The 25,447-nt window shown below is 72.1% G+C and carries 15 protein-coding genes; 13 read left to right on the plus strand and 2 right to left on the minus strand.

Annotated elements, in window-relative coordinates:
- Nucleotides 1-57 precede the first annotated feature (57 nt).
- Nucleotides 58-672 (minus strand): TetR/AcrR family transcriptional regulator, encoded by a 615-nt coding sequence (locus ACZ7J0_RS01265; protein WP_470882908.1) that lies wholly within the window; start codon nucleotides 670-672, stop codon nucleotides 58-60.
- Nucleotides 673-828: 156 nt separating this feature from the next.
- Between ACZ7J0_RS01265 and ACZ7J0_RS01270 the strand changes: the two genes are divergently transcribed.
- The 9 genes from ACZ7J0_RS01270 to ACZ7J0_RS01310 all read left to right on the plus strand — a co-directional run bounded on the left by ACZ7J0_RS01270 (nucleotide 829) and on the right by ACZ7J0_RS01310 (nucleotide 11,686).
- Entirely contained in the window at nucleotides 829-1,653 is an 825-nt protein-coding gene (locus tag ACZ7J0_RS01270) for a phosphatase PAP2 family protein (RefSeq protein WP_470882909.1), read from the plus strand.
- Nucleotides 1,650-2,690, plus strand: a complete 1,041-nt coding sequence (locus ACZ7J0_RS01275; RefSeq protein ID WP_470882910.1) for a DMT family transporter — start codon at nucleotides 1,650-1,652, stop codon at nucleotides 2,688-2,690. Before ACZ7J0_RS01270 ends, ACZ7J0_RS01275 begins: the two co-directional genes overlap by 4 nt.
- 118 nt (nucleotides 2,691-2,808) lie before the next feature.
- Nucleotides 2,809-3,819, plus strand: coding sequence for an SPFH domain-containing protein (locus ACZ7J0_RS01280; RefSeq protein WP_470882911.1), 1,011 nt, complete (start codon nucleotides 2,809-2,811; stop codon nucleotides 3,817-3,819).
- The gene (locus ACZ7J0_RS01285) at nucleotides 3,816-4,715 is read left to right on the plus strand and encodes a hypothetical protein (protein WP_470882912.1); all 900 of its coding nucleotides are present in this window, start codon (nucleotides 3,816-3,818) and stop codon (nucleotides 4,713-4,715) included. The genes ACZ7J0_RS01280 and ACZ7J0_RS01285 overlap by 4 nt, the downstream gene beginning before the upstream one ends.
- Before the next feature lie 170 nt (nucleotides 4,716-4,885).
- On the plus strand, nucleotides 4,886-5,755 hold the full coding sequence (locus ACZ7J0_RS01290; protein WP_470882913.1) for a GNAT family N-acetyltransferase: 870 nt from the start codon (nucleotides 4,886-4,888) through the stop codon (nucleotides 5,753-5,755).
- 472 nt (nucleotides 5,756-6,227) lie between these two features.
- Nucleotides 6,228-7,220 carry a UDP-glucuronic acid decarboxylase family protein gene (locus tag ACZ7J0_RS01295; RefSeq protein ID WP_470882914.1) on the plus strand — a complete coding sequence of 331 codons (993 nt, stop codon included), beginning with the start codon at nucleotides 6,228-6,230 and terminating at the stop codon, nucleotides 7,218-7,220.
- Between the two features lie 125 nt (nucleotides 7,221-7,345).
- The gene (locus ACZ7J0_RS01300) at nucleotides 7,346-9,202 is read left to right on the plus strand and encodes a glycosyltransferase family 2 protein (protein ID WP_470882915.1); all 1,857 of its coding nucleotides are present in this window, start codon (nucleotides 7,346-7,348) and stop codon (nucleotides 9,200-9,202) included.
- 49 nt (nucleotides 9,203-9,251) lie between these two features.
- The gene (gene galE, locus ACZ7J0_RS01305; RefSeq protein ID WP_470882916.1) at nucleotides 9,252-10,280 is read left to right on the plus strand and encodes a UDP-glucose 4-epimerase GalE; all 1,029 of its coding nucleotides are present in this window, start codon (nucleotides 9,252-9,254) and stop codon (nucleotides 10,278-10,280) included.
- Between the two features lie 23 nt (nucleotides 10,281-10,303).
- Nucleotides 10,304-11,686 carry a UDP-glucose dehydrogenase family protein gene (locus tag ACZ7J0_RS01310; protein ID WP_470882917.1) on the plus strand — a complete coding sequence of 461 codons (1,383 nt, stop codon included), beginning with the start codon at nucleotides 10,304-10,306 and terminating at the stop codon, nucleotides 11,684-11,686.
- Here the strand turns inward: ACZ7J0_RS01310 and ACZ7J0_RS01315 are convergent.
- Entirely contained in the window at nucleotides 11,665-13,431 is a 1,767-nt protein-coding gene (locus tag ACZ7J0_RS01315; protein WP_470882918.1) for a right-handed parallel beta-helix repeat-containing protein, read from the minus strand. The genes ACZ7J0_RS01310 and ACZ7J0_RS01315 overlap by 22 nt on opposite strands.
- 709 nt (nucleotides 13,432-14,140) lie before the next feature.
- Here ACZ7J0_RS01315 and ACZ7J0_RS01320 point away from each other — a divergent pair.
- The 4 genes from ACZ7J0_RS01320 (at nucleotide 14,141) to ACZ7J0_RS01335 (ending at nucleotide 25,446) form a co-directional block, all read left to right on the plus strand.
- Nucleotides 14,141-15,838 carry a S8 family serine peptidase gene (locus ACZ7J0_RS01320; RefSeq protein WP_470884079.1) on the plus strand — a complete coding sequence of 566 codons (1,698 nt, stop codon included), beginning with the start codon at nucleotides 14,141-14,143 and terminating at the stop codon, nucleotides 15,836-15,838.
- Nucleotides 15,839-16,030: 192 nt separating this feature from the next.
- On the plus strand, nucleotides 16,031-19,126 hold the full coding sequence (locus ACZ7J0_RS01325; protein ID WP_470882919.1) for a helix-turn-helix transcriptional regulator: 3,096 nt from the start codon (nucleotides 16,031-16,033) through the stop codon (nucleotides 19,124-19,126).
- A gap of 42 nt (nucleotides 19,127-19,168) precedes the next feature.
- Nucleotides 19,169-19,849, plus strand: a complete 681-nt coding sequence (locus ACZ7J0_RS01330; protein ID WP_470882920.1) for an SDR family oxidoreductase — start codon at nucleotides 19,169-19,171, stop codon at nucleotides 19,847-19,849.
- 125 nt (nucleotides 19,850-19,974) lie between these two features.
- Nucleotides 19,975-25,446 carry a trypsin-like peptidase domain-containing protein gene (locus tag ACZ7J0_RS01335; protein ID WP_470882921.1) on the plus strand — a complete coding sequence of 1,824 codons (5,472 nt, stop codon included), beginning with the start codon at nucleotides 19,975-19,977 and terminating at the stop codon, nucleotides 25,444-25,446.
- Nucleotide 25,447: the final 1 nt, after the last annotated feature.

Below are 25,447 nucleotides of genomic sequence, written 5' to 3' on the forward strand. Positions count from 1 at the left end.
GGCTCGGCCGCGCGTCACTCCGGCGGGCCACGGGCGCGCGGGCCCGGCCCGGGGCGGCTATCCCGTCGGCTCTCCGCTGATCCCGAGGGCGGGGAAGAGCACCGACTCGACGAAGACCGGCAGGGCCCCTGCTTCCGCGAGGCGGTCCTCGAAGAGCCGCTCGACCCGCAGGACGCCCAGGAAGCAGGGGGCGACGAAGCCGATGGCCGCGTTGTCGGCGTCGACCTCGCCGCGCTCCACGCCGCGTCGCACCATCGCGTCCAGGGCGGCGACCTCCGGGGCGAGGACCGTCTCGCGCAGCGCTTCGCGCAGATCCGGGTACTGGATGTACGCCTGGCTCACGGCTTCGACGAGGGCGGTGTCGCGCTCGCAGCGGGAGGCCGCGGCGCGCGCCGCCTCCCGCAAGTCTCCGGCGAGCGAGCCGGTGTCGATTCCGGTGAAGAAGGAGCGGCGGCTCTTGTCCAGGGCGGCCGTGACCAGCCGGGGCTTGGTCTTCCACTGCCGGTACAGGGTCGCCTTCCCGCACTTGGTACGGGCAGCGACGCCTTCCATCGTCACCGCGTCGTAGCCACCCTCGCGGAGCAGGTCGAGGACGGCTTCGTACAGCTCCCGCTCCCGCTCGGGCGTGATCTTGCTGCGGCGCGCGGCGGCGGTGGCGGCCTGCGTGGACATGCGCTTCCTCCGGGGCGGGCGAGGGCTCTCTGCACATACGAGGGTAGGGGGCGCACAAACGAGACGCAAACGTATCGAGACGCTTGCGTCTCGATAAAATCCGATCTACGCTTCAATCCGTTTGCTGCCGATTGAGGGATAAAAGGGGCCGCGCACATGGCTGCCGGGATACGCGGAGCACGTCCAGCAGGACGGGAGGTGACCGCTACCCCGAGCGCCGCGACCGCCGCGAGCCGGCCGTCTCTCGTACGGGAGCTGCTGCTGGTAACAGCGCTCTTCCTCGTCTACAAGGTCGGACGGCAGGTCGCGAACGGTCACGAGACCCGCGCGTTCGACAATGCGGACCACGTCTGGGACGTGGAACGGACCGTCCATCTGCCGGCGGAGACCTCGGTCCAGCGGGTGCTGCTGCACAGCGAGCCGCTGATCCACGGTGCCAACACCTATTACGCGGCGGTGCACTTCCCGGCCACCGTCGCCTTCCTCGCCTGGCTGTACTGGCGGCGGCCCGCCCACTACGTGTGGTCCAGGCGGGCCCTCGCCCTCGTCACCGCCGCCGCGCTCGCCCTCCATCTGCTGGTGCCGCTGGCCCCGCCGCGGATGCTCACCGTCTCCGGCCTGGTCGACACGGCGCGGGTCTACGGGCCGTCCGTCTACGGTGCGACGCCCGAGACGGACACCATGGCGAACCAGTTCGCCGCGATGCCGTCCCTGCACGTCGGCTGGGCCCTGATGGTCGCGATCGGCCTGATCGCCGCGACGAGGAGCTCCTGGCGGTGGCTATGGCTGCTGCACCCGCTGGTGACCCTGCTGGTCGTCGTCGGGACCGCCAACCACTACTGGCTCGACGCGCTGGTGGCCGCGGCGCTGCTGGGCGCCGTCCTGGCGTTCGTTCGCGCTCCGGGCGCGACGCGTACGTCCACCCGCCACATCGCACCGCGCCAGGTGAGGGCCGAGCCGGCGGTCGGGGTGTCCCGATGAACGGCACGGCGATCGCGGTTCTCCTCTCCCTCGTCTCCGCGGCGGGTTACGCGCTCGCGGCGGTCACCCAGGTGCGGCTGGCCGAGGCCGCGAGCGCACGGCCGGAACGGGGCCGACTGCGAGGCCTGCTGGCCCGGCCGCTGTGGTGGTGGGCCGTCGGCCTGAACGCGGCCGGAGCGCTCGCCCATGTGGGAGCGCTGCACTACGGTCCCCTGACTCTGGTCCAGCCACTGGGCGCGCTGACCCTGGTCGCCGCGCTGCCCCTGGGGGCGTACCGCGCGCGGCGCCGGGTGACCCGGCGCGAGTGGCGCGGCGCGCTGGCGACCCTGGCCGGACTGGTGGGGCTCGTCGCGGTGACCGGGCCCGCCACGCCCGGCGATGCGCTGTCCCCACGGGAGGCGCTGATGGTGGCCGCCGCGACGGCGATGCTCATCGCCGCGCTGGCACGGCGCGCCTCCGGCTCCGGCGCGGGTGGCGGGGGCCTCGGACACGCCGGCGCGTCCGGCATCGCGTCGGGCGTCGCGTCGGCGCTGACCCAGACACTGACCGCTTCGCCGGCCCTCGAACTCCCGGGAGGTCCGGCGACGTGGTGGCAGACGACGCTGCTCGCCGTCCTCATCTCCGGCTTCGCCGTCGGCGGGCTGCTGCTCTCGCAGGCCGCCTACCGCGGTGGCCTCGCCGCGCCCCTCGCCGTCGTGAACCTCTCCAATCCGGCGGCGGCCGCGGTCATCGGCCTCGCGCTGCTCGGGGAGAGTTTCCGCGCCGGGGTGTGGGGCTGGCTGATCGCGGGGGCCGCGTCCGCGCTGGCGGCCCGGGGGGTCGTGCTGTTGACGGCCGGCCATGGCGACGGCCCGGACCCGGCGCCGGAGGGCTCGGTGGGGTCGGGCCCGGAGACAGCCGGGGTGCCCACGGCCCGTACCAGTGAGGCTCAGGCGCAGGCCCCGGCCGCGTCACCCCAGGGCAGGGCCTCGCTCGCCGCTCAAGTCCCGGCCCCCGCCGGGGGTCCGGTTCCGGCTCCGGCGGGTCTTGCGAGCTGACGCGCCATCGACAGCCGGCCGTGAGGCACGAGCACCCCAGCGACCCTCTCGATTTCGTCATCTTGACGACAAGCAGAGGAGCCCACTATCGTCGCACTGACGAAAAGGGGGCCCTCTCATGGCCGACATCACCCGCCGGTACGGCTGGCGCCATCTCCGCTCCGCCCACACCTCCCATGTCCGCCACCACCGGCGCGGCAAGCTGGTGCACGACGGTCCGGGGCTGAGCTTCTGGTTCCGGCCGCTGACCGCCGCGCTCTCGGAAGTGCCGGTGGACGACCGCGAGTTGACGATGTCCTTCCACGCCCGCACGTCCGACTTCCAGGACGTCGGCGTGCAGTCGACGGTGACGTACCGCATCAGCGAACCCGGCACGGCCGCCGCCCGCCTCGACTTCTCCGTCGACCCCGACACGGGCGCGTGGCGCGGCGCTCCGCTGGAGCAGATCTCCACCCTGCTCACCGAGAGCGCCCAGCAGCACGCGCTCGCCATCCTGGCCCGCACCACGCTGGCGGCGGCCCTGGTCGACGGGGTCGCGTCCGTACGGGACAGGATCGCCGCCGGTCTCGCCGACGAGCCGCGGCTGCCCGCGACCGGGATCGAGGTCGTCGCGGTCCGGGTGGTCGCGATCCGCCCCGAACCGGAGGTCGAGCGCGCGCTGCGCACCCCGGCGCGGGAGCAGATCCAGCAGGAGGCGGACCGCGCGACCTACGAGCGCCGGGCCGTCGCCGTCGAACGCGAGCGGGCCATCGCCGAGAACGAACTGGCCAGCCGCATCGAACTCGCCCGCCGCGAGGAGGATCTGGTCGAGCAGCGGGGCACCAACGCGCGACGCGAGGCAGAGGAGAACGCCGCCGCGGACGCGGTACGGGCCGAGGCCGAGGCGGCACGTGCCGTGCGGCTGGCGAGGGCCGAGGCGGAGGCGGCGCGCGAGGTGGGCGAGGCGAAGGCCCAGGCGCAGGCCGCCTGGCTCCGCGTACACGGTGAAGTGGACCCCGTGACCTTGCATGCGCTCGCCGCCACCCGGGCCGCCGAGAACCTGCCGCGCATCGACAGCCTCACCCTCTCCCCCGACGTGCTCACCGGCCTGCTCGCCAAGCTGGGCCGACCGGACGCCGAGCGGTCATGAGCCTCGCGCCACGCGCGGTCGTCGTCCACCGGACCACCGAGTACGAGGAGTTGCTGGCCCGCCACGGCACCCATGGCCAGGCCGCCTTCTTCCTGTCCAGCCGGGGCCGGTCCATCGAGGACGTGCACGAGCGGCATCAGCGGGCGCGGCGGGCGCTGGCCGAGGTGGCGGCGGCCGTGCCCCTGCAATGGCGCCAGGCGCGGGTGGAGCGCGGCGACCTCGACCGGTTCCTCTTCGGCCCCGAGGACGTGGTGGTCGTCGTCGGCCAGGACGGCCTGGTCGCCAACGCCGCCAAGTACCTGACGGGCCAGCCGGTCGTCGGCATCGACACCGACCCCGGCCGCAACCCGGGCGTCCTGGTCCGCCACCGGGCCGCCGACGCGGCCGCGCTGCTTCCGGCGGCGACCGCCGGGGCGACCGCCGTCGAGGAACTCACGATGGTGGAGGCGGTCACGGACGACGCCCAGCGCCTCCTGGCGCTGAACGAGATCTACCTCGGGAGCGTCGGGCACCAGACGGCCCGCTACCGCCTGGCGCCCGACGACGCGCGGGACGCGGCGGAGGCGCAGGCGTCCTCCGGTGTCCTCGTCGGCACCGGCACGGGGGCGACGGGCTGGCTGCGCTCCCTGTGGCAGGAGCGCAGAGGCGGTGTTCCACTGCCGGACCCGGCGGCCCGTCGCCTCGCCTGGTTCGTACGGGAGGCCTGGCCCTCCCCCGCCACGGGCACCTCGCTCGTCGAGGGGGTCCTGGGGGGCGCGCAGCGGCTGCGGCTGACGGTCGAGTCCGACCGGATGGTCGCCTTCGGGGACGGAATGGAGTCCGACGCACTGGAGTTGACGTGGGGCCAGACCGTCCGGCTGGGGGTGTCCGACACGGCCCTGCGCCTGCTGGGGTGACGGTTCTGTCGCCACCACCGCGAAGCCCGAGGCCGTCCGGCGGTGACGGTTCCGCCCCCACCGGGGACGCGACGCCCCGGACCCCGTCCGGCGCGAAAGGGCCCATCGGCGCCGTTCCCTCCTTGGCCCAGCGCGGGCGGCTCTGCGAAGATCCAGGCGGAGGCGATCACATGACACTGTCACCCGGCGCACGGCTCACGGTCTCACCCGCGACGCCCGAAGAATGGCGCCTGGTCGTCGAGTGGGCAGCCGCCGAGGGCTGGAACCCGGGCCTGTCCGACGTCCCGTCCTTCTTCGCCCAGGATCCCGGGGGATTCTTCATCGGCCGGGTCGACGGGGAGCCGGTCTCCGCGGTGTCGGTCGTCAACTACAGCGACGACTACGCCTTTCTGGGGTTCTATCTCGTCCGGCCCGACCAGCGAGGACGCGGTCACGGCATCGCCACGTGGACACATGCGCTCGCGCACGCCGGCGACCGGACGGTCGGTCTCGACGGCGTTCCGGCGCAGCAGGACAACTACCGTCGTTCCGGCTTCGAACTCGCCCACCGCAGCGACCGGTTCGTGGGCCCGGTTCCCTCGGGCGGGGTGGCGCCGGCGCCGGGCGTGGTCCCTGCGGAGGAGGTCGGCCTCGCGGCCCTCACCTCGTACGACAGCGGCTGCTACCCCGCCGAGCGCCCGCTGTTCCTGGAGCGCTGGCTGACGACCTCCGGCCATCGTGCCCTCGCCCGGGTCGTGGACGGACGCCTGACCGGGTACGGAGTGGTGCGCCCGGCCCGGGAGGAGGCCCGAGTGGGGCCTCTGTTCGCCGACTCGGCCGACGACGCCGGGGTTCTCCTCGACGCTCTCGCCGCTCACGCGCGCGCGATGGGCGCGGAACGGATCGCCGTCGACATGCCGGAGTCCAACCCGGCGGCCGCGCGCCTGGCCGCGGAGCGGGGGCTGGAGCCGTCCTTCGCGACCGCCCGGATGTACACGGGCCCGGTCAGGCCGTTCACGGGCGACCGGGTCTTCGGCGTCACCACGCTCGAACTCGGCTGAGCACGGCGGAACCCGGTTCGCGCCGGCCCTCCTCACTCACAGGGCCGGCTCCCAGTCCTCCTCGCTCACAGGGCCGGCTTCCAGTCCTCCTCGCTTCCGTGACCTTCCGTGACCTTCCGTGGCCCCCGGGACCCGGGCGACTGCCAAAGGACTCCGCCGCGACCGCGGTGCATACCGCACGGTCGGTAATCCGGCCAGTGGGAGTCCTCCGTCCGCCGACGCGCGCGGCGGCAGTTCACACGGGCGAGTGATGCGCCCGCACGTGTGCGCGCGAGAGCCGCCGACGTCCATGGCACCCGCGCCACAGGCCTCACCGCACGATCCCCGCGGCATCCCCCGGCATTGGCCGTACCGGCCAGACAGCGGATTATCCGGATTACCACTCAGGAGAGCCTTCTATCCGCCCATATGATTTTCAAGCGGTTTCCGGAGAACCGCTCCCCTTTCACTCCTGCATCCCTGGAGAAAACCCATGCGCGTTGCTGTAACCGGTGGCGGCGGATTTCTGGGCTCTCATTTGTGCGAGGCCTTGCTGCGGCGCGGAAACGCCGTGGTGTGCCTGGACAACTTCTCCACCGGGCAGCCCCAGAACATCGCACACCTGCGGGAATTCCCCGCGTTCGAATGCATGCGCGTCGACGTGACCGACGCCGTGGACATCCCCGGCCGGCTCGACGCCGTCGCGCACCTCGCCAGCCCCGCCTCCCCTCCCGACTATCTGCGGCGGCCGCTGGAGACCCTCGCCGTAGGCAGCCGCGGCACCGAGAACATGCTGCGCGTGGCCCAGCGCCACGGCGCCCGTTTCCTGCTCGCGTCGACGAGCGAGGTCTACGGCGACCCGCTGGTCCACCCCCAGGACGAGGAGTACTGGGGGAACGTCAACCCGGTCGGCCCGCGCAGTGTGTACGACGAGGCCAAGCGGTACGCGGAAGCGGTCTCTCTCGCCTATCGGCGCACGCACGGCGTCGATGTGGGAATCGTCCGCATCTTCAACACCTATGGGCCGCGGATGCGTCCGCACGACGGCCGTGTCGTCTCGAGCTTCATCACCCAGGCGCTCAGCGGAGAGCCCCTCACCATTTACGGAGACGGCAAGCAGACCCGCAGTTTCTGTTACGTCGACGATTTGATCCGCGGCATTCTCGCCATGCTGAACTCACCCGAGACCGGTCCCCTCAATCTCGGAAATCCCGAGGAGCGGACGGTGGGCGAACTCGCGGAACTCGTGCTCCAGGTGACCGGCTCGACGTCGGACATCCAGTACCACCCGCTGCCCACGGACGACCCGACGCGTCGACGCCCCGTGATCACCCGCGCCACCCGGCACCTCGGCTGGTACCCGGAGGTGACGGTCGAGGACGGGCTGCGCAGGACTGTCGACTGGTTCATGAGCCGGCCGCAGGAGATCGCCGCCGGCGCGGTGGCGATCCGCGGCGGACAGCTGGACACCGTCCCCGTCCCGTAGCACCCCGCGGCCACACGGCAGCCGGCGCGGCGCTCGCGCCGGCTGCCGGGGCTGGGGCGGACCTCCCAGCGACCGCTCGCGTCCGCCGAAGACCTCCTCAGCAGATTTCCCACGGAGCACGCACCATGACGCAGGCCGAGCCACGTCCAGTCCACGCGACCGACACACTCGACTACCGTCCCCCGGACACACTGCGGGACGAGATCCATCAGCTCTCCGCGGGAAACGTGGTCCGCATCCCGCCCTCCGGACCCGAGTTCGCCCTTCCCCCTCGGACGCTGCCGACGCGACCCAGGAGCTTCGTCCCCCAGCTGCGCCGCGCCGACCGGCTGAAAATGCTCCTGATGATCGTGGGCTGGCTCGCCTCCTTCGTCTGGTTCTGGGCGTGGTGGCTCCAGCCGGAGCACCGTATCGAGTGGGTCGGCTTCGCGTTGAACAGCGCCCTGCTGATGTACCTCTGCCTGTTCGCCGCGTACTTCCTGCTGACGGCCATCCGGGTGCGCCGCTTCAACCCGGCTGTGGCCGTGCCCCCGCTGCGGACCGCCTTCGTGGTGACGCGCGCTCCGTCCGAGCACTGGTCGGTGGCCCGGACGACCCTCACGGCCATGCTCGGCCAGTCCTTCCCCCACCCGTACGACGTCTGGCTGTGCGACGAGGACCCGTCGGACGAGATCCTGCTCTGGTGCCGGGAGAACGGCGTGAGGGTGTCCTGCCGACGTGGTGTCACCGAATACCACCGGCAGACCTGGCCGCGGCGGACGCGGTGCAAGGAGGGCAACCTCGCCTACTTCTACGACCACTGGGGCTACACGGAGTACGACGTGGTCGCCCAGCTCGACTGCGACCACGTCCCGCACCGGAACTACCTCACCAAGGTGGTACGACCGTTCGCGGATCCGGCGATCGGGTACGTCGCGGCGCCGAGCGTCTGCGACACCAACGCCGAGTCCTCCTGGGCGGCTCGCGGGCGGCTGTACCGGGAGGCGATGTTCCACGGCGCCTTTCAGCTCGGACATTCCGAAGGCCTCGCCCCGCTCTGCATCGGCTCGCACTACGCGGTACGCACCGCGGCCCTGCGCGACATCGGCGGGCTCGGACCGGAGCTGGCCGAGGACTTCTCGACCACGCTCCTGCTCAACTCGGCCGGATGGCACGGCGCGTTCGCCATCGACGCCGAAGCCCACGGCGAGGGACCCCTCACCTTCGCCGCCATGGCCACGCAGGAATTCCAGTGGTCGCGCAGCCTCGCCGCGCTCCTCCTCGGAGGCGTCCAGAGCCACTTCGGCCGCATGAGCCGCCGAATGCGCCTGCGCTTCTGGTTCATTCTGCTGTACTACCCGCTCATCGCCGCGACGGGACTGGTGGGTGCGGCGATGCCGCTGGTCGCGGCCGTCACGAACGTCTCATGGGTCGACGTCAACTACTTCGAGTTCCTCTGGCACTTCTGGCTCATGTCGCTCTGGGGGCTCCTCGTCACCGCCCTGATGCGCCGCCGCGGTCTGCTGCGACCGTACGACGCGCCCCTCTTCAGCTGGGAGGGTTCGCTTTTCGTCCTGGCCCGCTGGCCCATCGCCGCCTGGGGCACCGCCGCCGCGCTGGTGCAGAGGATGCGGCCACGCCCTGTCACCTTCAAGGTGACGCCGAAGACCCGCAAGGCTCTCGATCCCCTGCCCCTGCGGCTCGTCGCCCCCTACCTCGTGATCACCTCGGTCCTGTCGTCGGCGGCGGTGATCGGCGAACTCACCGGGCCGGCGGTGGGCTACGTCTTCCTCTGCATCCTCGGATCGGCGTCGTACGCGGTGGTCAGCCTCTCCGTCGCGGTGCTCCATGTGGCCGAGACGGCCAGGGCGTCCGGCATCCGCTTCTACCGGGCCCTGGTCACGGCGCGTCTTCCGCTGTTCGCCGGGGTGGTGACGCTGCTCCCGCTCGCGCTGGCGATCGCCCTGTATCCGCTGTACGTGACCGGAGTCATGGGCTGGTGACGCCGGCCGCTCCACCGAAATCCCGTCGTGCCAAGAAGAGAGGTAACCCATGTCCGGTCCCACCACCGTGCTGGTGACCGGTGGTGCCGGTTTCATCGGCAGCCACACCTGCGTCGAACTCCTGGCACACGACTACGAGGTCGTGGTCGTCGACAACTACTCCAACAGCTCCCCGGGCGCCCTCGAGCGGGTCGCCAAGGTCGCCGGCCGGCCCCTGGCCGGCGTCTACGAGGCCGATCTCCTCGACCGGCGCGCGCTCGCTGAGGTGTTCGGGAAGCACCGCGTCGACGCCGTCATCCACTTCGCCGCGAAGAAGGCCGTCGGCGAGTCGGTGGAGCTGCCCGTCGAGTACTACGACACCAACGTCGGGGGCACGACCGCACTGCTGCGCGCCATGGGCGAACACGGTGTGCGCCGTCTGGTGTTCTCCTCGTCGTGCTCGATCTACGGCAACGCCACGAAGGTGCCGCTGACCGAGCGGGACCCGGCCCGCCCGACCAATCCGTACGCCACCACGAAGTGGCTGTGCGAGCGGGTGCTCGACGATGTGTGCCGGCGGCTGCCGGCGCTGTCGGTGCTGGCCCTGCGCTACTTCAACCCGGTCGGGGCGCACCCCTCGGGCCTGCTCGGCGAGGTTCCCAGCGGTGTACCGAACAATGTGATGCCCTACCTCGCCCAGGTCGCCGCGGGCCGGCTCGACCGGCTCAAGGTCTTCGGTGACGACTACCCGACGGCCGACGGGACCGGCGTGCGCGACTACCTCCATGTGATGGACGTCGCCGAGGGCCACCGGGTCGCGCTGGAACACCTGGACGACGAGAGCGGCATGCGCACCCTCAACCTCGGCACCGGTCGCGGCACCTCCGTGCTGGAGCTGGTGGCGGCGTTCTCGCGGGCCTGCGGGACACCGATCCCGTACGAGATCACCGGCCGCCGCCCGGGCGACGTGGCCGCCCTCGTCGCCGACCCGAGCGCGGTGGCCCGCGCCTGGAACTGGACCACGACAAGGGACCTGACCGCGATGTGCGAGGACGCGTGGCGGTTCCAGGAGCTCAACCCTTCCGGCTACCCGAACTGATCCACAGACAGGAGCAAGACGACATGCGGCTGACCGTCATCGGAACGGGATATCTGGGAGCCGTGCACGCCGCGTGCATGGCGGACATCGGACACGAGGTCCTCGGCGTCGACGTCGACGCGGAGAAGATCGCACTGCTCGGTGACGGCAGGACCCCCTTCTACGAGCCCGGACTGCAGGAGATCCTCACCAGAACCGTCGGTTCGGGGCGGCTGCGCTTCACCACGTCGCTCCGGGAGGCCGCCGAGTTCGGCGAGGTCCACTTCGTGTGCGTCGGAACCCCTCAGCAGCGGGGCTCCCAGGCTGCCGACCTGCGGTACGTCGACGCCGTCGTCGACGGTCTGGCACCCCATCTGCGTCACCCCTGCCTGATCGTGGGCAAGTCCACCGTCCCCGTCGGCACGGCGGCCCGGCTGGCGGCTCGCGTGCGCAGGACCGCCCCCGAGACGACGGACGTCGAGGTCGCCTGGAACCCGGAGTTCCTCCGGGAGGGCTTCGCCGTCGAGGACACCCTGCGGCCCGACCGACTGGTGGCGGGGGTCTCCTCGTCCCGGGCCGACGAGGTGCTGCGCGCGGTGTACGCGCCGATGCTGGCGGCCGGTGTGCCCTACATCAGTACCGACCCCGCGACGGCGGAGCTCGTGAAGGTGGCGGCGAACTCCTTCCTTGCCACCAAGATCTCGTTCATCAACGCGATGTCCGAGGTCTGCGACGCGGCGGGCGCCGACGTGGTCACCCTCGCCGACGCCCTCGGGCACGACACCCGCATCGGACGCCAGTTCCTGTCCGCGGGGCTCGGATTCGGCGGCGGCTGCCTGCCCAAGGACATCCGCGCCTTCATGGCGCGCGCCGACGAGCTCGGCGTAGGCGGCGCAGTATCGTTCCTGCGGCAGATCGACGAGATCAACGGGCGCCAGCGCCGGCGCGCCGTCGACGTGGCACGGGGCATGGTGGGCAAGAACTTCGCCGGGCGCCGGATCGCCGTGCTGGGGGCGACCTTCAAGCCGAACAGCGACGACGTGCGCGACTCGCCCGCGCTCGCCGTCGCCGCCGCGATCCACCGTGAGGGCGCGGACGTCCGGATCCACGACCCCGAGGGCATGGACAACGCGCGTGCCGTACTGCCGGTGCTCGGATACGCCCCCGACATCGAGAAGGCCTGCGCGGACGCCGATCTCGTCCTGCATCTGACGGAGTGGGCCGACTACCGCCGGATCGACCCGGCGGCGCTCGCCGCCCTCACTCCCGCGCGCAGGATCCTCGACGCGCGCAACGCGCTCGACGTCTCTCTGTGGAGGTCCGCCGGCTGGACCTTCCGGACACTGGGACGGCCGACGCCGCCCGCGGTGCCCAGTCAGCACTCGGCTCCCACCCTCCTCCCGGTCTACTCCTCCGAAACGGGCTGAGCGGCGCCGGCGGCGATCCTCGGGGTGAGACTCGCACCGAAGTAGTCGACCCCGCCCGGGTCGACGCCGACCGCCGCGAGGTCCAGCGCCGCCGCGGTCAGCACACCGACACAGCCCGGCACCATGCTCGCGGCCCCCTGCGCAGTGCTGATGGGGGCCGTCGAGCCCTTCAGACACGGATCGGCATCGGTACCGGTCGGACCGGTGGCGTGCTGCTCCTGCCCGCCCCCCGCGCGCCACTCCCGCAGGGTGGGGTACTTCCGGGTACCCCACACCACCTGCCAGGTGTCCGTGCTGAAGTAGTCGTTGCCCTGCAACGCCACGACGTCGACGCGATAGTCCTGCTCCGAGGCCACCAGGGGCGCTCCGTTCGTGACGAAGACGTTGTTACGGATGGTGACGTTCCGCAGTCCTCTCTCGAGACGCAGCGCCGGCGCCCGGACCGGACCCTTCGCCGCCCTCAGCACGACGGTGTTGTGATAGATGTCGAGGTCGCGGACCCAGGCGCCGTACGCGACGATCCCGCCGTAAATGGAGAGCTTGCGGGCGTCGTTGTTGCTGATGTTGAACCGCACCGTGTTGTCCCGGTGCGCGCCGTTCCCGATGCTCGTGTACACGAGGAACCCGGGCCCGTCATTGCCGAACGACAGGTTGTACTGCATGACGGAGGACGACACGTTGTTGTCCAGGCCGAAGCCTCCGCCGTCGGCCTGGGAGCCGGTGCGGTTCGCGTAGGACACGTTGTGCTCCAGCACCACGTGCGTCGAGTCGTAGGCCCAGATGCCCTCCGGCCCCTCCAGAGCCTCGGGCGAGGAAGCCGCCCCGTTGTGATGGGCCGTCGATCGCTGCACCCGCGCGCCGCGGACACTGCCCAGGACGATGCCGTTGCCCGTGTTGCGCCAGCTGTTGGTCCGGTCGCCCGGGTTCGCGAAGGCCGACACACGGACGACGGACACCCGCTCGTGCGCGTACGTCGGATCGGCACCGCGGAATTTCGGTCCGGTGGTGGAGAGGCCGGCTTCCAGGTTGCCGTGCAGCGCGGAATCGGTGATCCGCACGTTCCGGAAGCCGGTGGCCCCCTTGCGGCCGGCGAGGAGGAGTCCGTTGCGGAAGTGCGAGACATCGACGCGGTCGACGACCACGTGCGACAGTTTGCGGTCGTCCGAGAGGTCGCTGAGGAACCGGATTCCCTCCGCCCACTTGTATGAGCGGCCGTCGCCGACCAGCGCGAGGTTACGGATCTCCACGCCCGCGGTGTTGAAGACGGAGATACCGGCCGTCCCGGACGCGGCGATGGTCGCCCGGCCCTTTCCGTACGACTCGATGACGACGGGCTTCCTCTCGCTGCCCGCTTCCTTCGGCCCGATCGAGAGGGTGCCGCGATAGCGCGAGCCACCCCGCAGTCGCAAACGGTAGCCCGGTTCGAAGACCACCGCGTCGGCCTTCTCCAGCGTCCGCCAGGGGCGCTCGGGCGTGAGGCCGTCGTTGTCGTCGTCGCCGTCCGGACTCACGTAGAAGGTGAATCCGCTGGCGCCGTTCCGCGGCGGGGCATACGGCTTGGGCAGGGCACATCCGGCCGCCGACAGCACCACGGCGGCGAGCAGGCAGCGCAGCGCCAGAGCACGCCATGCCTTCGCTCGCCCCTGCCCGGGCCCCTGTCCGAGTCCCTGCCCGAGTCCCTGCCCGAGTCCCTGTCCGGGGAGCCGCGCCTCATCACCGGCCGCCGTTTTCAGTGGATTCCGCATCGGCGCTCATACTCCCTGGCTGCCTGATCGGTCAACGGTGCTTCGCAGCTTGGCAGAGGGCGGACCGCGGACCCCGGCAATGACATGACGCACAGGAATGAAGAATCGCGATCGGGAATCCGGAGGGTGGATCCGCGAGCCGGCCGCACCTCCCGGAGTCCGGCCGAACGCACCGCGGAGCTGGAGCGAACGGCCCCGCGGAGCTGGAGCGAACGCGACCCGGAGCGGCCGAACGTTCCCGGCCATGCCCTCGCGGGGTCCGCGCGGTGCTGTGCGAGGGCTGTGCGGGGCCTGTGCGGGGGTGACAAGGGTTTTCCCCGTATCGGGTTCATCTCGCCGTTCCCTACTGTCTGCCGCACCGGCGCATTTCAGCCTCCGAAGGGGCACCTGTCAGGTGCATGAGGGAGAGCGAGATGTCCCGGTGACGGCCTTGACCCAGGGCCGTCGCGTCGGCGGCGGCGCGCGGGCAACCCGGCCCAAGGGAACTGCGGATCGCACCCCCACACCGCACCGCTTTTCCCGCGCCGCCCGCCCGCGCTCCGCACGTACGTCGTCAGTGAAAGGGAACACCTTGAACGGTTCCAGGCGGAGACTCATATCCGTCGCTGCCGCGAGTGCCACCATCGCGGGTGTCGTCGCCACCTCCACCGTGGCGTTCGCCGCCGCCCCGGCGGCCCCCTCGCCGAAGCCGGCTCCGGTTTCGCAGACCATGGCCGGCCTGCCGACCGCTCCGGTCGAGAAGGTCATCGTCACCTACAAGTCCAGCACGCCGGAGGCCGGTTCCAACGCGGCGGCCAAGAGCGACGCCGCCGCCAAGGGCAAGCAGACCGGCGAGCGCCTCGCCTTCGAGCGCCGGCTCGCCGGTGGCGCGGCCCTGGTCGACCTGGGCGACGCGGCCTCCAAGCAGGACGTGGCCGAGGTCATGGCCGCCTTCCGCGCCGACTCCTCGGTGGCGTCCGTGGAGCCCGACATCCGCGCCTACGCGATGGCGGTCACCCCGAACGACACCGAGTACAGCAAGCAGTGGGACCTGTTCGAGGCCACTGGCGGCATGAACGTCCCCGGCGCCTGGGACAAGGGCACCGGCAGCGGTGTCACCGTCGCCGTCATCGACACCGGTTACGCGGCCCACTCGGACGTGGCCGGCAACGTCGTCTCGGGGTACGACTTCATCTCCTCCTCCACGGACGCGCGGGACGGCAACGGCCGTGACAGCGACGCCAAGGACGAGGGCGACTGGAGCGCCACCGACGGCGAGTGCGGCACCGGTTCCAAGGCGAGCAACTCGTCCTGGCACGGCACGCACGTCGCGGGCACCATCGCGGCCACGACCGGCAACAGCAAGGGTGTCGCGGGCATCGCGTACAACGCGAAGATCCAGCCCGTGCGCGTGCTCGGCAAGTGCGGCGGTTCCTCGGCCGACATCGCCGACGCCATCACCTGGGCGTCCGGCGGAACCGTCCCCGGCGTCCCGGTGAACGCGAACCCGGCCAAGGTCATCAACATGAGCCTCGGCGGCGCCAGCGCGACCTGCCCCAGCGTCTACCAGACCGCCATCAACGGCGCCGTGTCCCGCGGCACGACCGTGGTCGTCGCGGCCGGCAACAGCAACGCCAACGCCTCCGGATTCACTCCGGCCAACTGCTCGGGCGTCATCAACGTCGCGTCCACCAGCCGTGAGGGCAACCGTTCGTTCTACTCGAACTACGGCACCATCATCGACGTCTCCGCCCCGGGTGGCGAGACCCGCCGCGCCACCGACACGCCGGGCACCATCACCACCCCCGAGAACGGCATCCTGTCGACGCTGAACTCCGGAACCACCGTCCAGTCGACGGAGAACTACAAGCCCTACCAGGGCACTTCGATGGCCGCCCCGCACATCGCCGGGCTCGCCGCGCTGCTGAAGTCGGCCAAGAGCACTCTGACCCCCGCCGAGATCGAGTCGGCGATCAAGAGCAACGCCAGGCCGCTCCCGGGCACCTGCACCGGCGGCTGCGGCACCGGTATCGCGGACGCGGCGAAGAGCATCGCCGCCGTCACCGGCACCACCCCGCCGGCCGGTACCACCTTCAGCAACGCGACGGATGTGACGATCTCCGACAACGCGACCGTCTCCTCGTCGATCGCCGTCACCGGACGCACCGGCAACGCGCCCTCGACCCTCAAGGTCGGCGTGGACATCAAGCACACCTGGCGCGGCGACCTGGTCATCGACCTGATCGCCCCGGACGGGACCGTGCGCAACCTGAAGGCCTCCTCGTCCTCCGACAGCGCCGACAACGTCCTCGCGACGTACACGGTCGACGCGTCGAGCGAGGTCGCCAACGGCACCTGGAAGCTGCAGGTCCGGGACGTGGCTTCGGGTGACACCGGATACATCGACTCCTGGAGTCTCACCTTCTGAGACCGGACCTTTTACGCATCACCGCTGGTCAGGGGCGCGTTCGCAGGCATATGCCGCGGGCGCGCCCCGCGGTCCGTCCGGTCTGTACCTGTCCGTATGCCGGACGAGGGGCCTGGACGGGAGCCACTTGCTTCGTATCCTCTGCTCGAACGGGCAGGGGGCCCGCGCACGCCGGAAGGTGGTGGTGGGTAGGTGACGTCGGCGGCGTACCGTCCCGCGCCTGTCGGGCGGGCGGAACTCATCAGGCGGCTGGACCGGGTGCTGCACACCCGTGGACGCGCCCTGCTCACCGGTCCCGCGGGGGTCGGCAAGACGGAACTGGCGCTGGCCGCCGCCGCACGCGCCGAAGCCCGTGGCGAGACGGTGCTCTGGCTCGCCACGCTCCCCGCCGACCGGGGCATACCGGGCGCGGCCGCCGCCGCGCTGGTCGCGTCGGTGTCGGCGTCCGCGTCATGGGCCGCCGACCGGCCCGCGCAGGGGGGAGCGGCCGGCACCGGGTACGGCCTGGGACACGGCCCGGCCGCCGGAGCGCCGGGCCCGGGGGCGGGAGCCGCGCCGGCGTCCGCTTCCGGAAGTCCGCTCACCGCCGCCGGCCACGGCTCGGGTCCCGGTTTCGCCGCCGCGCCCGGTCCGGCTTCCATGACCGGATCCGGCTTCGCGTCCGCGTCCCATCCCGGGCCCGACGCCGCCCCCACGGCCGGCTTCGGCCCCTACGACATCCTCGACGGGCTGCCCGGCCCGCAGCGCACGGCCGTCGCCATGCTCTGCCGCGAGGCGCCGATCCCCGCCACCGGCTGGGACCCCATCGCGCTCCGGCTCGCCCTCGCCCAGATCCTCCGGACGCTGACCGCGCGCGGCCCCGTCCTTCTCGTCGTGGACGGCGTCCAGCGCATCGACCCCGACAGCGCCGATCTGCTGCGCTTCGCCCTGCACCTGGCCCCGCCCGCGCTGCGCGCGATCGCCGTGGAGACCCCGACGGCCTACGGCCCGGTGGCATCCGCCACGGGCGAGCCGGCGGACCCCGAACCCCTCTGGGTGCCGTCCGAGGCCGATGTGCTCTTCGTACCGCCGCTGCACGCGGACGAGATCGCCGAGTTGCTCATCCACCACCGGCTGCCGTCGCGGATGGCCGGCCGGATCCACAAGGCGAGCGGCGGCAACCCGCGGCTCGCGCTCGCCGTCGGACGGTCGCTCGCCGACGCGCGCACGCCGGTGCACCATGCCGAGGCGCTGTCGCTGTCCGGGCGGGCCCGCGATCTGGCCCGCCAGCTCCTGGGTGTCGCCTCGCCCGCCGTTCGCTCCACGCTGCTGCTGGCCGCGCTGGCGCTGCGTCCGACGGCGTCGCTGATCCGCCGCACCGGCCGCCCCACGGCCGAGGCGGACCTCGCCGCCGCCGAGCGGGCGAACCTGATCTCCCTCAAGGAGGACGGGACGGTCGGCTTCACCGCCGGGGTCCTGCCCTCGACCCTGGTGCACGACGCCTGCTGGACCGAGCGCAGCGCGGGCCACGCGGCGCTGGCCCGGGTCGTGGACGACCCGGTGGAGGCCGTACGGCACCGGGCGCTGGCCACGGACATCCCGGACGAGGATCTCGCGGCGGAGGTCGCGGCGGCGGCCGAGACCGCGCGGCGCCGCGGCAACAGCGCGCTCGCGGCCGAGCTGGCGCTGCTCGCCGCCGAGTCGACACCCGTGCGGAACGGGGAGCGGCGGATCACCCGGCTCGTGGACGCCGCCGAGGAGGCGGCCCGCGCCGCCCGCGCCGATCTGGCGATGCGCGCGGCGACGGACCTGCTGGCCCGGGACGCCGCGCCGGCCGACCGGGTCCGCGCGCGCCTCGCGGTCCTGGACACGGCGGGCCAGGGCCTGACCGATCTCGACGAGATGTATGTCCACGCCATGGAGGACTCCGAGGGCGATACGGCCCTGCGGGCGGCCGTGCAGCTGCGTCTCGCGGTGAAGTACGTCCTCGCCGACGGCGATCCGGTGCGTTCCCGTGCCGCCGCCGTCGAGTCAGCCGCGCTCGCCGGGTCGGTGGGCGACCGGCAGACGGCCGCGAGGGCGCTGACCGTACAGGCGCGCATGGACCGCGCCCTCGGGTCGCCGGACGCGGAGCGGGTGCTCACCGAGGCGCGGGCGCTGGAGATGGTGGAGCGGCCGCTCGGCATCCACAACGCGGCGCAGATCCTGACGATCCGGCACGCGCTGTTCGACGACCGGCTCACCGACGCCCGCGACCAGCTGAACGCCCTGCTGCCGCTGGTCGAGCGGCGGGGCACGGTGGAGGACTCCATCGAGCTGCTCCACACCCTCGCCGAGATCGAGGCGCGTCAGGGCCACTGCGCGGCGGCGCTCTCGCACGCCGGGCGTTCCCTCGCCCTGACGCTGGAGGCGGGCCTGTCCCCCGGCCCGGCCTGGTACACGCTGGCGCTCGCGGAGACCGCGGGAGGCTCGTTCGCCCGTGCGGCGAGTTATGCCCGGCGCAGCGTCCAGGCCTCGGAGGAGGAGGGGGACCATGTCTTCCTCTCCCGCAGTCTGTACGCCCTTGGCCGGGTCCAGCTGGTCGACGGCGACGTGGCGACCGCCCTGGAGACTCTCCGCCGGGTGCAGGCGGACGAGCGGGCCCAGTCGGCGGTCGATCCGTCGATGCTGCGCTGGCACGAGGAGCTGGCGGAGGCGCTGCTGGCGAACGACTGCCCGGAGGAGGCGGCCGCCCTGCTCGCGGAGGTGCGGCCGGTCGCGGAGCGTCTGGGGCGTACGTCGGTGCTGCTCGGCTGCGACCGGGCGTACGCGCAGTACCTGGCGGCGACCGGCAGGTCCGACGAGGCGGCGGAGTCGCTGGGCCGGACCGCCGAGCGCTTCGCGGCGGCGGGTCTTCCGCTGGAGCGCGGACGGGCGCTGATCACGCTGGCCCGGGTGGAGCGCCGGCGCCGTAGACGCTCCGCCGCGCAGAGCGCGCTGCAGGCGGCCGCGGCGGTCTTCGAGCGGGCCGGGGCCGCGCCATGGCTGGCGCTGACGACGGAGACGCCGGCGGCCCGGGTCACCGATCCGGCCCCCGCGTCCGGGGACGCGGTGGCCTCCCTCACGGAGGCGGAGATGAAGCTGGCGCTGCTGGTGGGCCAGGGGGCGAGCAATCAGGAGGCGGCGGCGAAGCTGTACTTGAGTGTGAAGACGGTCGAGGCACGGCTGACGCGTATCTACCAGAAGCTGGATGTGCGTTCACGGGCCCAGCTGGCGACCGCGCTGCCCCACACTCCCGAGTGGGTTGGAAATTCAAACTCACAGGGTTAGGGTGAGTTCACTTTCCCAACTCACCCATCCTGGAGAACCCTCATGGAGATCGCCGGCAGCACCGCACTGGTGACCGGAGCCAACCGGGGCCTCGGGCGCGCCTTCGCCCTCGCCCTTCTCGAGCGAGGTGCGCGCACCGTCTACGCCGGCGTCCGTGACCCCGCCACCGTCACCGACCCGGGCCTGGTCCCCGTACCGCTCGACATCACCGACCCCGCGCGGGTCGCCGCCGCCGCCCAACGCTGCGGCGACACCACGCTCCTGATCAACAACGCCGGGATCCTGCGCGGCGACTCGCTGCTGAGCTCCCCCGAACTCGACGGCGCGCGGGCGGAGTTGGACACCAACTACCTCGGCACCCTGGCGATGTGCCGTGCCTTCGCGCCGGTACTGGCCCGCAACGGCGGCGGCGCGCTCGTCAACATGCTCTCGGTCCTGTCCTGGCACACGCTGCCCCGGATCGGCTCGTACGGCGTCTCCAAGGCGGCCGCCTGGGCGATGACCAACGCCGTGCGCGAAGAGCTGCGCGCCCAGGGCACGTTGGTGGTCGCCACGCACGCGGCCTTCATCGACACCGACATGGCGGCCGGAGTCGACCAGCCCAAGACCAGCCCCGCCGAGGTGGCCCGGCAGACCCTGGACGCCGTGGAGTCCGGGAGGGAGGAGGTCCTCGCCGACGAGATCACCCGCCAGGTGAAGGCGGGGCTCGCGGGGGTCGCGTAGCGGGGAGCGGCGGCCGCCGCGACGGTCCGCCTGGCCGCCCTTGCGACGGAACAGACCGAGTGAAACCATGACATATATACGTCAGGACCGTCGCACGCCGCCTGGGGCGGCCGGGTAGGTGCGGTATGCCGCTCACCGATACCGAATGGGGACTCGTCACCACATGGGTGCGGGACTATTTTCTTGACACCCCCGATCCCTATACACCGCTCAGGCAGTTCGGGTTCCCTCAGGACTTCATCGCCGACCTGCCCCTGACGGCCAAGAGCGGCCAGAACGCGATCGCCGTCGTGCAGGCGTCCAGGAAGGACATCGCCTCCCAGCGGCGCCTCCTCGACGCCCTGCTCGGACTCGACGACCTGAGCGCGGCGCAGGCCGGCGCCGAGGCGCAGGAATTCAGGGCGAGGCTGCACGAGGACGAGGATCTGCACTTCTCCGCGCAGGACCATTTCCTGACCAGCGTTCTCAAGAACGGCACCGAGGTGTTCATCGACCGTGGTGATCTGCGCGGCAGTCTGCGGGAATTCGTGCACGACCCGGAGAAGACCGTCCTGGTCGTCGACGGCGATCCGGACAGCGGGCGGTCGTACACCTACAACCTGATCCGTCACCTCGGACAGCACTGCGGGTTCCGTCCCGTGCGGATCACGCTGTCACGTACGTCGAGGGCCGAGAAGGTGATTCAGCGGCTGGCCGAGTTCGTCACCGACCCGCGCACCGGCATCCCGCCGTTGAATCCGACACAGTTGAACGATCCACTGCCCTCGATCGACGACGCCATCCACCGTGTCGTCAGCCGCGCGACCGCCGCGGACGAGCGGTTCTGGCTCGTCCTCGACGAGTGCGACAAGCTCGACATCAACTCCGACGTATGGGACTGCATCGGGAAACTGGCCCTGGCGATCTACGAGTACGCGCCGGTACGCCTGGAGACCGCGCCCCGACTGGTCCTGCTGGGCTATTCGGCGACGATGCGTCAACTGCCCTACGACATCCGCAAGAACGAGTGCCGGGACACGGCCAGGGCGGCCGGTCCGGACGATCTGCGCGCCTTCTTCGGTCAGTTCTTCGCCGAGTCCTCGCCCGTCGTCGACGCCTCCCGGATCCCAGGCCTGGTGGAGGAGGCGGTCACGGCCGTCCTGTGCGCCGCCGAGGCGCCGGGAGGCCCGGAGGACGAGAGCTATATGCGCAAGGTGTGCACGGCGACGGAGAAGGCGGTACGGGTCCACCGCTCGCTCGCGCCCGGCGAGGACTTCACCACGAGACTGCGGCAGGAGCTGCGGGCCGCGTCCGCGACCCGCCGTGAGCCGGTGCGGGACCTTCGCAGGCTCTACCGGGAGGCCGCCTGTCTGCTCACCCAGTTCGACCCCACGCATCTGCGGCTGCCCGACGAGGCGCGGGCGGCGGAGGGCTCGGCGCCGGCGCCGGGGGGCGCGGCGCCGGCGCCGGGGGGCGCGGCGCTGGAACTCGTACACGACTGCACCTCCCTCGGGATGCGCCGCACGACCAGCTGGGTGCTGAAGCCGGGCGTACGGGAGGCGACGCTGCGCGGTCTCACCGGCCCGGAGGCCGCCCGGCGCGCCCTGGAGGCCAACCTCGGTCAGATTCCCGAGGGCCCGGGACCCGAACGCACCGCCCTCGCCCTTCTGTCCGGCACGCCCCCCGACGTGGAGGGACAGAGCGTCGACGAGCTCGCCGACACGCTCCAGGCGGTGCTGTGGCTCTCCCGGATTCCGAGAATGACGGGCCTGCCGGACGTCGAGCACATCCAGCGGCGCCTGGAGAGGGCGAGGCTGGTGCAACCGCTGGAACGGCTCGTGCGGGGATCCTTCCAGGGCCGCGCGGACGAACTGGACCAGCTGCGCACCTATGTCGGGCTGCCCGCCGACTCCCCGTCCGCCCGTCTGCGGCAGACGAGACACGGGATCGTGCGGGCCGTCACCCGCACTCCCGAGCCGCCGCTGGTGATCCACGGTCTCGGCGGCGTCGGCAAGAGCACGCTCCTCGCGAAGTTCCTCCTCGACAGCCTGCGCGACTTCCGGTCCGGATTCCCCTTCGCCTACGTCGACTTCGAGCGGCCGACCCTCTCGATCCACGAGCCGGCCACGCTGATCGCGGAGATCGCGCGGCAGCTCGGCATCCAGTACCCCGATTTCCAGGGCGAGTTCGACGCGGTGGCGGACGAGTGCGAGCTCACGGCCGGAACCCAGCGGATCGAACAGAGCAAGGTCGACGAGCTGTTCGAGCTGTCCACCACCCGCCCCACGCTGGGCCGGGCGTCGTCGTCCGGGTTCCACGTCCTGGCGGGCGCGCGCGAGACGGATCTCGTGCGGCGGGTCGGCCGGATCCTCGTACGGGCGGTGGCGACACCCGCCGGTGAGGCGGGCCCGCCGCTGGTGATCGCGGTGGACTCCTTCGAGGAGGCCCAGTACCGCGGATCCCCGGTGATCGGCCGCATGTGGGCCATCTGGGCCGCGCTCCAGGAGGTCTGCCCCCGGCTGCGGTTCATCGTCTCCGGGCGCGCGCCGGTCGGCCACCCCGCACAGGTCATGGCGCCCCGCACCATCGCCCTCGGCGATGTCGACATGAAGGCGGCCGTCGGGCTGCTGACGTCCTGCGGCGTCGAGGACCCCCAGGTCGCGCAGGCGCTGGCCGAGCGGGTCGGCGGCCATCCCCTCAGTCTGAAACTGGCCGCGCGGGCGGCGGTACTCGCGGGCGGCGAGGCCCGGTCACTGAGCGAGCTGGTCGAGAGCCTGCCCGCCCGGCGGCGGTACTTCTACCGCAAGGTCGACCAGATGCTCGTCCAGGGGACGCTCTACGAGCGCATCCTGCAGCACATCGCCAACCGCGACGTCCGCGAGCTGGCCCAGGCGGGCATGGCGCTGCGGACCATCACCCCCGACCTGATCGCGGAGGTCCTCGCCGAGCCCTGCGGGCTGGCGCCGCTCTCCCCCGACGACGCCCGCCGTCTCTTCGGACTGCTGTCCCGCCTCGACCTCGTGGAGCCGTCCGGTCCGCAGGCCGTACGTCACCGCTCCGACCTGCGCGCCATCATGCTGCGCCTGGCCGAACAGGACCGTACCGATGTGATGCGGAGGGTCGGGCAGCGCGCCGTGGCCTACTACGCCGCGCGCGAGGGCCCGGAGAACCGCGCCGAGGAGATCTACCACCGGCTGCGGTTGAACGAGAACCCTCGCGCGGTCGAGGAGCGCTGGACGCCGGGTGTGGAGCGCTATCTCGAGGAGGCCGCCCAGGACATGACGGCCCGCTCGGCGGCCTTCCTCACCGGACATCTGGGCGGGCACACCCCGGACCAGGTCATGGCCGAGGCCGATCAGGAGGACTGGGAGCGGATCGCGGCCCGCGAGGTCGAGGACCTGCTGGCGCAGGGTTTCACCGAGGAGGCCGCCGCGCGGCTCGCCGAGCGCAGGCCGTGGACCGCGGGCAGCCCGCTGCATCCGCTGCTGGTGGAGACGCTGGCCCGGCAGGGGCGGCGCACCGAGGCGCGGGCGGTGGCCGAGGAGGCCGTGGACCGCGCCCAGGACGCGGGCCGTCCCGAACCCCAGCTGGAGCTTCTGCTGCTGTCCGCCCGGCTCGCGGAGGAGGACGGTGACGTCGAGGCCGCCGAGCGCGACCTGGTGGAGGCGGAGGACATCGCCACGCACCTGGGGCGCGATTTCGAGGCGATGGGCGCGATGCTGGCCCGTGCCCGGCTCACCGGCGCCTCCGCCGCCGAGGAGAGCGAGGTCGAGGACCGGCTCGCCCGGCGGCTGCGACGGCTGCCGGACGAGGCACTCACCCAGCGGCCGGCCCTGGTGCGGGCCGTCACCGCCGAAGTCGGCCGGCAGGACCCCCGAGCGCTCGACCACACCCTGAAGGTGGTGGGGCTGCCGACGGACGACGAGGGTGTACTCGACACCCTCGCGGAGTCGATCCGCCGCACGCTGTCCGACCAACCCCACCTGCGCGGCGCGCTGTTGAGGATCGTCGACACCGCCATCGGCTCCGCCGAGCCGCCACAGGCACCACAACCGTCACAGCCCTCGCGAATGGGGCGGCCGGAACGGCCCGACGGCTGGGGACAGAGCGACGGCCCGGGACCGAGCGGGGCGTCCCACGCCGACATGGCGGGCATGCTGCGCGAGGCCCGCGAACTCGGCACGCTCGACGAACTCGCCCAGCGGCTGCTGGTGGTACGGGACAGCAGTGGGGAGCTGGTCTCCGGGGTCGCCGCCGCGATGGGCGCGGGCACCGCCGTCCACGTACCGACCCTGACCCCGCACCGGCAGCCGTCAGAGGAACCGCGTCAGCAACCGCCGGAAACCCCACATGAACCGCCGCGGCGACAGCCCGGGCAACCGCCGTCGCCCGCCACGGCCGGAGGAGCCATGCACGACACCTATCTCCCCGCGCACGAGGTCGTCCGGCTGCGTGACGCCGCGCTGGAGGCCGGTCTGACCGATCCCTCGATCCGGCGGCTCCTGCTCGACGGCATCATGCCCAAGTACCGAGGCACGCTGCCGCTGGTCGCCGCCCCCGGGCCGCAGGTCCACTCGGACCTGAACGAGATGAACCATGTGGAGCGGCTCATCGACGGATCCGTGCCGCTGGAGATCTGGCTGCGCAACGCGGTCGCCCAGACCGCCGAGGCGGGTCCCCTCGCCGTCTTCCAGCACGCCCTCGACCGGGTGGCCCGGGACGCGGCCGGCGAGCCGGACATCCCGGCCCCGGCGCTCACCGGGGAGACCAAGGAGGAGATCATCCACCGGGACGACACGGTGCCGTACGAGTTCCTGCGCGGCGGCGAGGTGGCCGGCACGGCGGTCGCCCGTCTCAAGGTGCTGCCGTACCAGTCCGGCGCCCCTCTCCAGCCGAACGGCTTCCCCCACGCGGGAACCGGCTGGCTCATCGCCCCCGACCTGCTCGTCACCAACCACCATGTGGTCAACGCCCGGACCCGCACGACCGCCGAACGCCCCGCCGTCGACCCCGCGGACCTGCGGCTCCAGGCACGCAACTCACGCGCGCGCTTCGACTACGGCGCCGACGAGACGGAGACGGAGGAGGCGAGCGCCGGTGAACTCGTCGCCTGGGACGAGGAGCTCGACTACGCGATCCTGCGGCTCACCCCGGACGGACCGCCACGCCACGTCCTGCGCGTCGCCACCGAGCCCCTGAGGGTGACGAGGGACGAGCCCGTCGCGGTCAACATCATCCAGCACCCGGGCGGTCAGCCCAAGCGCGTCGCCCTGCGCAACAACCTCGTCTACGAGGCCGACGAGCGCGACGTGCGCTACTTCACCGACACCCGGGGCGGCTCCTCCGGTTCGCCCGTCCTCACCGACGACTGGACGGTGGTCGCCCTGCACCGGGGGACGCGGCGCGTCGAGGACGTCAACTTCCAGGGCAGGAGGACCGCGTTCGTCAACGTGGGCACCCAGATGAGCAGCGTGCTGAACCACGTGCGGGAGCACAGCCCGGAGCTGTACGCGGAGATCACGGCGGCCCAGTCGGCGCTGTCGCGGGGCGGGCAGTCCGCGGACCGGCCGGCGGAACCACAGGAGCGACAACCCGAAAGGCAGCCGGAGGTGGCGTGAG

This window comes from Streptomyces sp. NPDC038280, assembly GCF_055600045.1.

Coding starts and splice junctions, on each gene's coding strand:
- ACZ7J0_RS01265 (WP_470882908.1), bottom strand. CDS start 672: ATGTCCACGCAGGCCGCCACCGCCGCCGCGCGCCGCAGCAAGATCACG.
- ACZ7J0_RS01270 (WP_470882909.1), top strand. CDS start 829: ATGGCTGCCGGGATACGCGGAGCACGTCCAGCAGGACGGGAGGTGACC.
- ACZ7J0_RS01275 (WP_470882910.1), top strand. CDS start 1,650: ATGAACGGCACGGCGATCGCGGTTCTCCTCTCCCTCGTCTCCGCGGCG.
- ACZ7J0_RS01280 (WP_470882911.1), top strand. CDS start 2,809: ATGGCCGACATCACCCGCCGGTACGGCTGGCGCCATCTCCGCTCCGCC.
- ACZ7J0_RS01285 (WP_470882912.1), top strand. CDS start 3,816: ATGAGCCTCGCGCCACGCGCGGTCGTCGTCCACCGGACCACCGAGTAC.
- ACZ7J0_RS01290 (WP_470882913.1), top strand. CDS start 4,886: ATGACACTGTCACCCGGCGCACGGCTCACGGTCTCACCCGCGACGCCC.
- ACZ7J0_RS01295 (WP_470882914.1), top strand. CDS start 6,228: ATGCGCGTTGCTGTAACCGGTGGCGGCGGATTTCTGGGCTCTCATTTG.
- ACZ7J0_RS01300 (WP_470882915.1), top strand. CDS start 7,346: ATGACGCAGGCCGAGCCACGTCCAGTCCACGCGACCGACACACTCGAC.
- galE (WP_470882916.1), top strand. CDS start 9,252: ATGTCCGGTCCCACCACCGTGCTGGTGACCGGTGGTGCCGGTTTCATC.
- ACZ7J0_RS01310 (WP_470882917.1), top strand. CDS start 10,304: ATGCGGCTGACCGTCATCGGAACGGGATATCTGGGAGCCGTGCACGCC.
- ACZ7J0_RS01315 (WP_470882918.1), bottom strand. CDS start 13,431: ATGCGGAATCCACTGAAAACGGCGGCCGGTGATGAGGCGCGGCTCCCC.
- ACZ7J0_RS01320 (WP_470884079.1), top strand. CDS start 14,141: ATGGCCGGCCTGCCGACCGCTCCGGTCGAGAAGGTCATCGTCACCTAC.
- ACZ7J0_RS01330 (WP_470882920.1), top strand. CDS start 19,169: ATGGAGATCGCCGGCAGCACCGCACTGGTGACCGGAGCCAACCGGGGC.
- ACZ7J0_RS01335 (WP_470882921.1), top strand. CDS start 19,975: ATGCCGCTCACCGATACCGAATGGGGACTCGTCACCACATGGGTGCGG.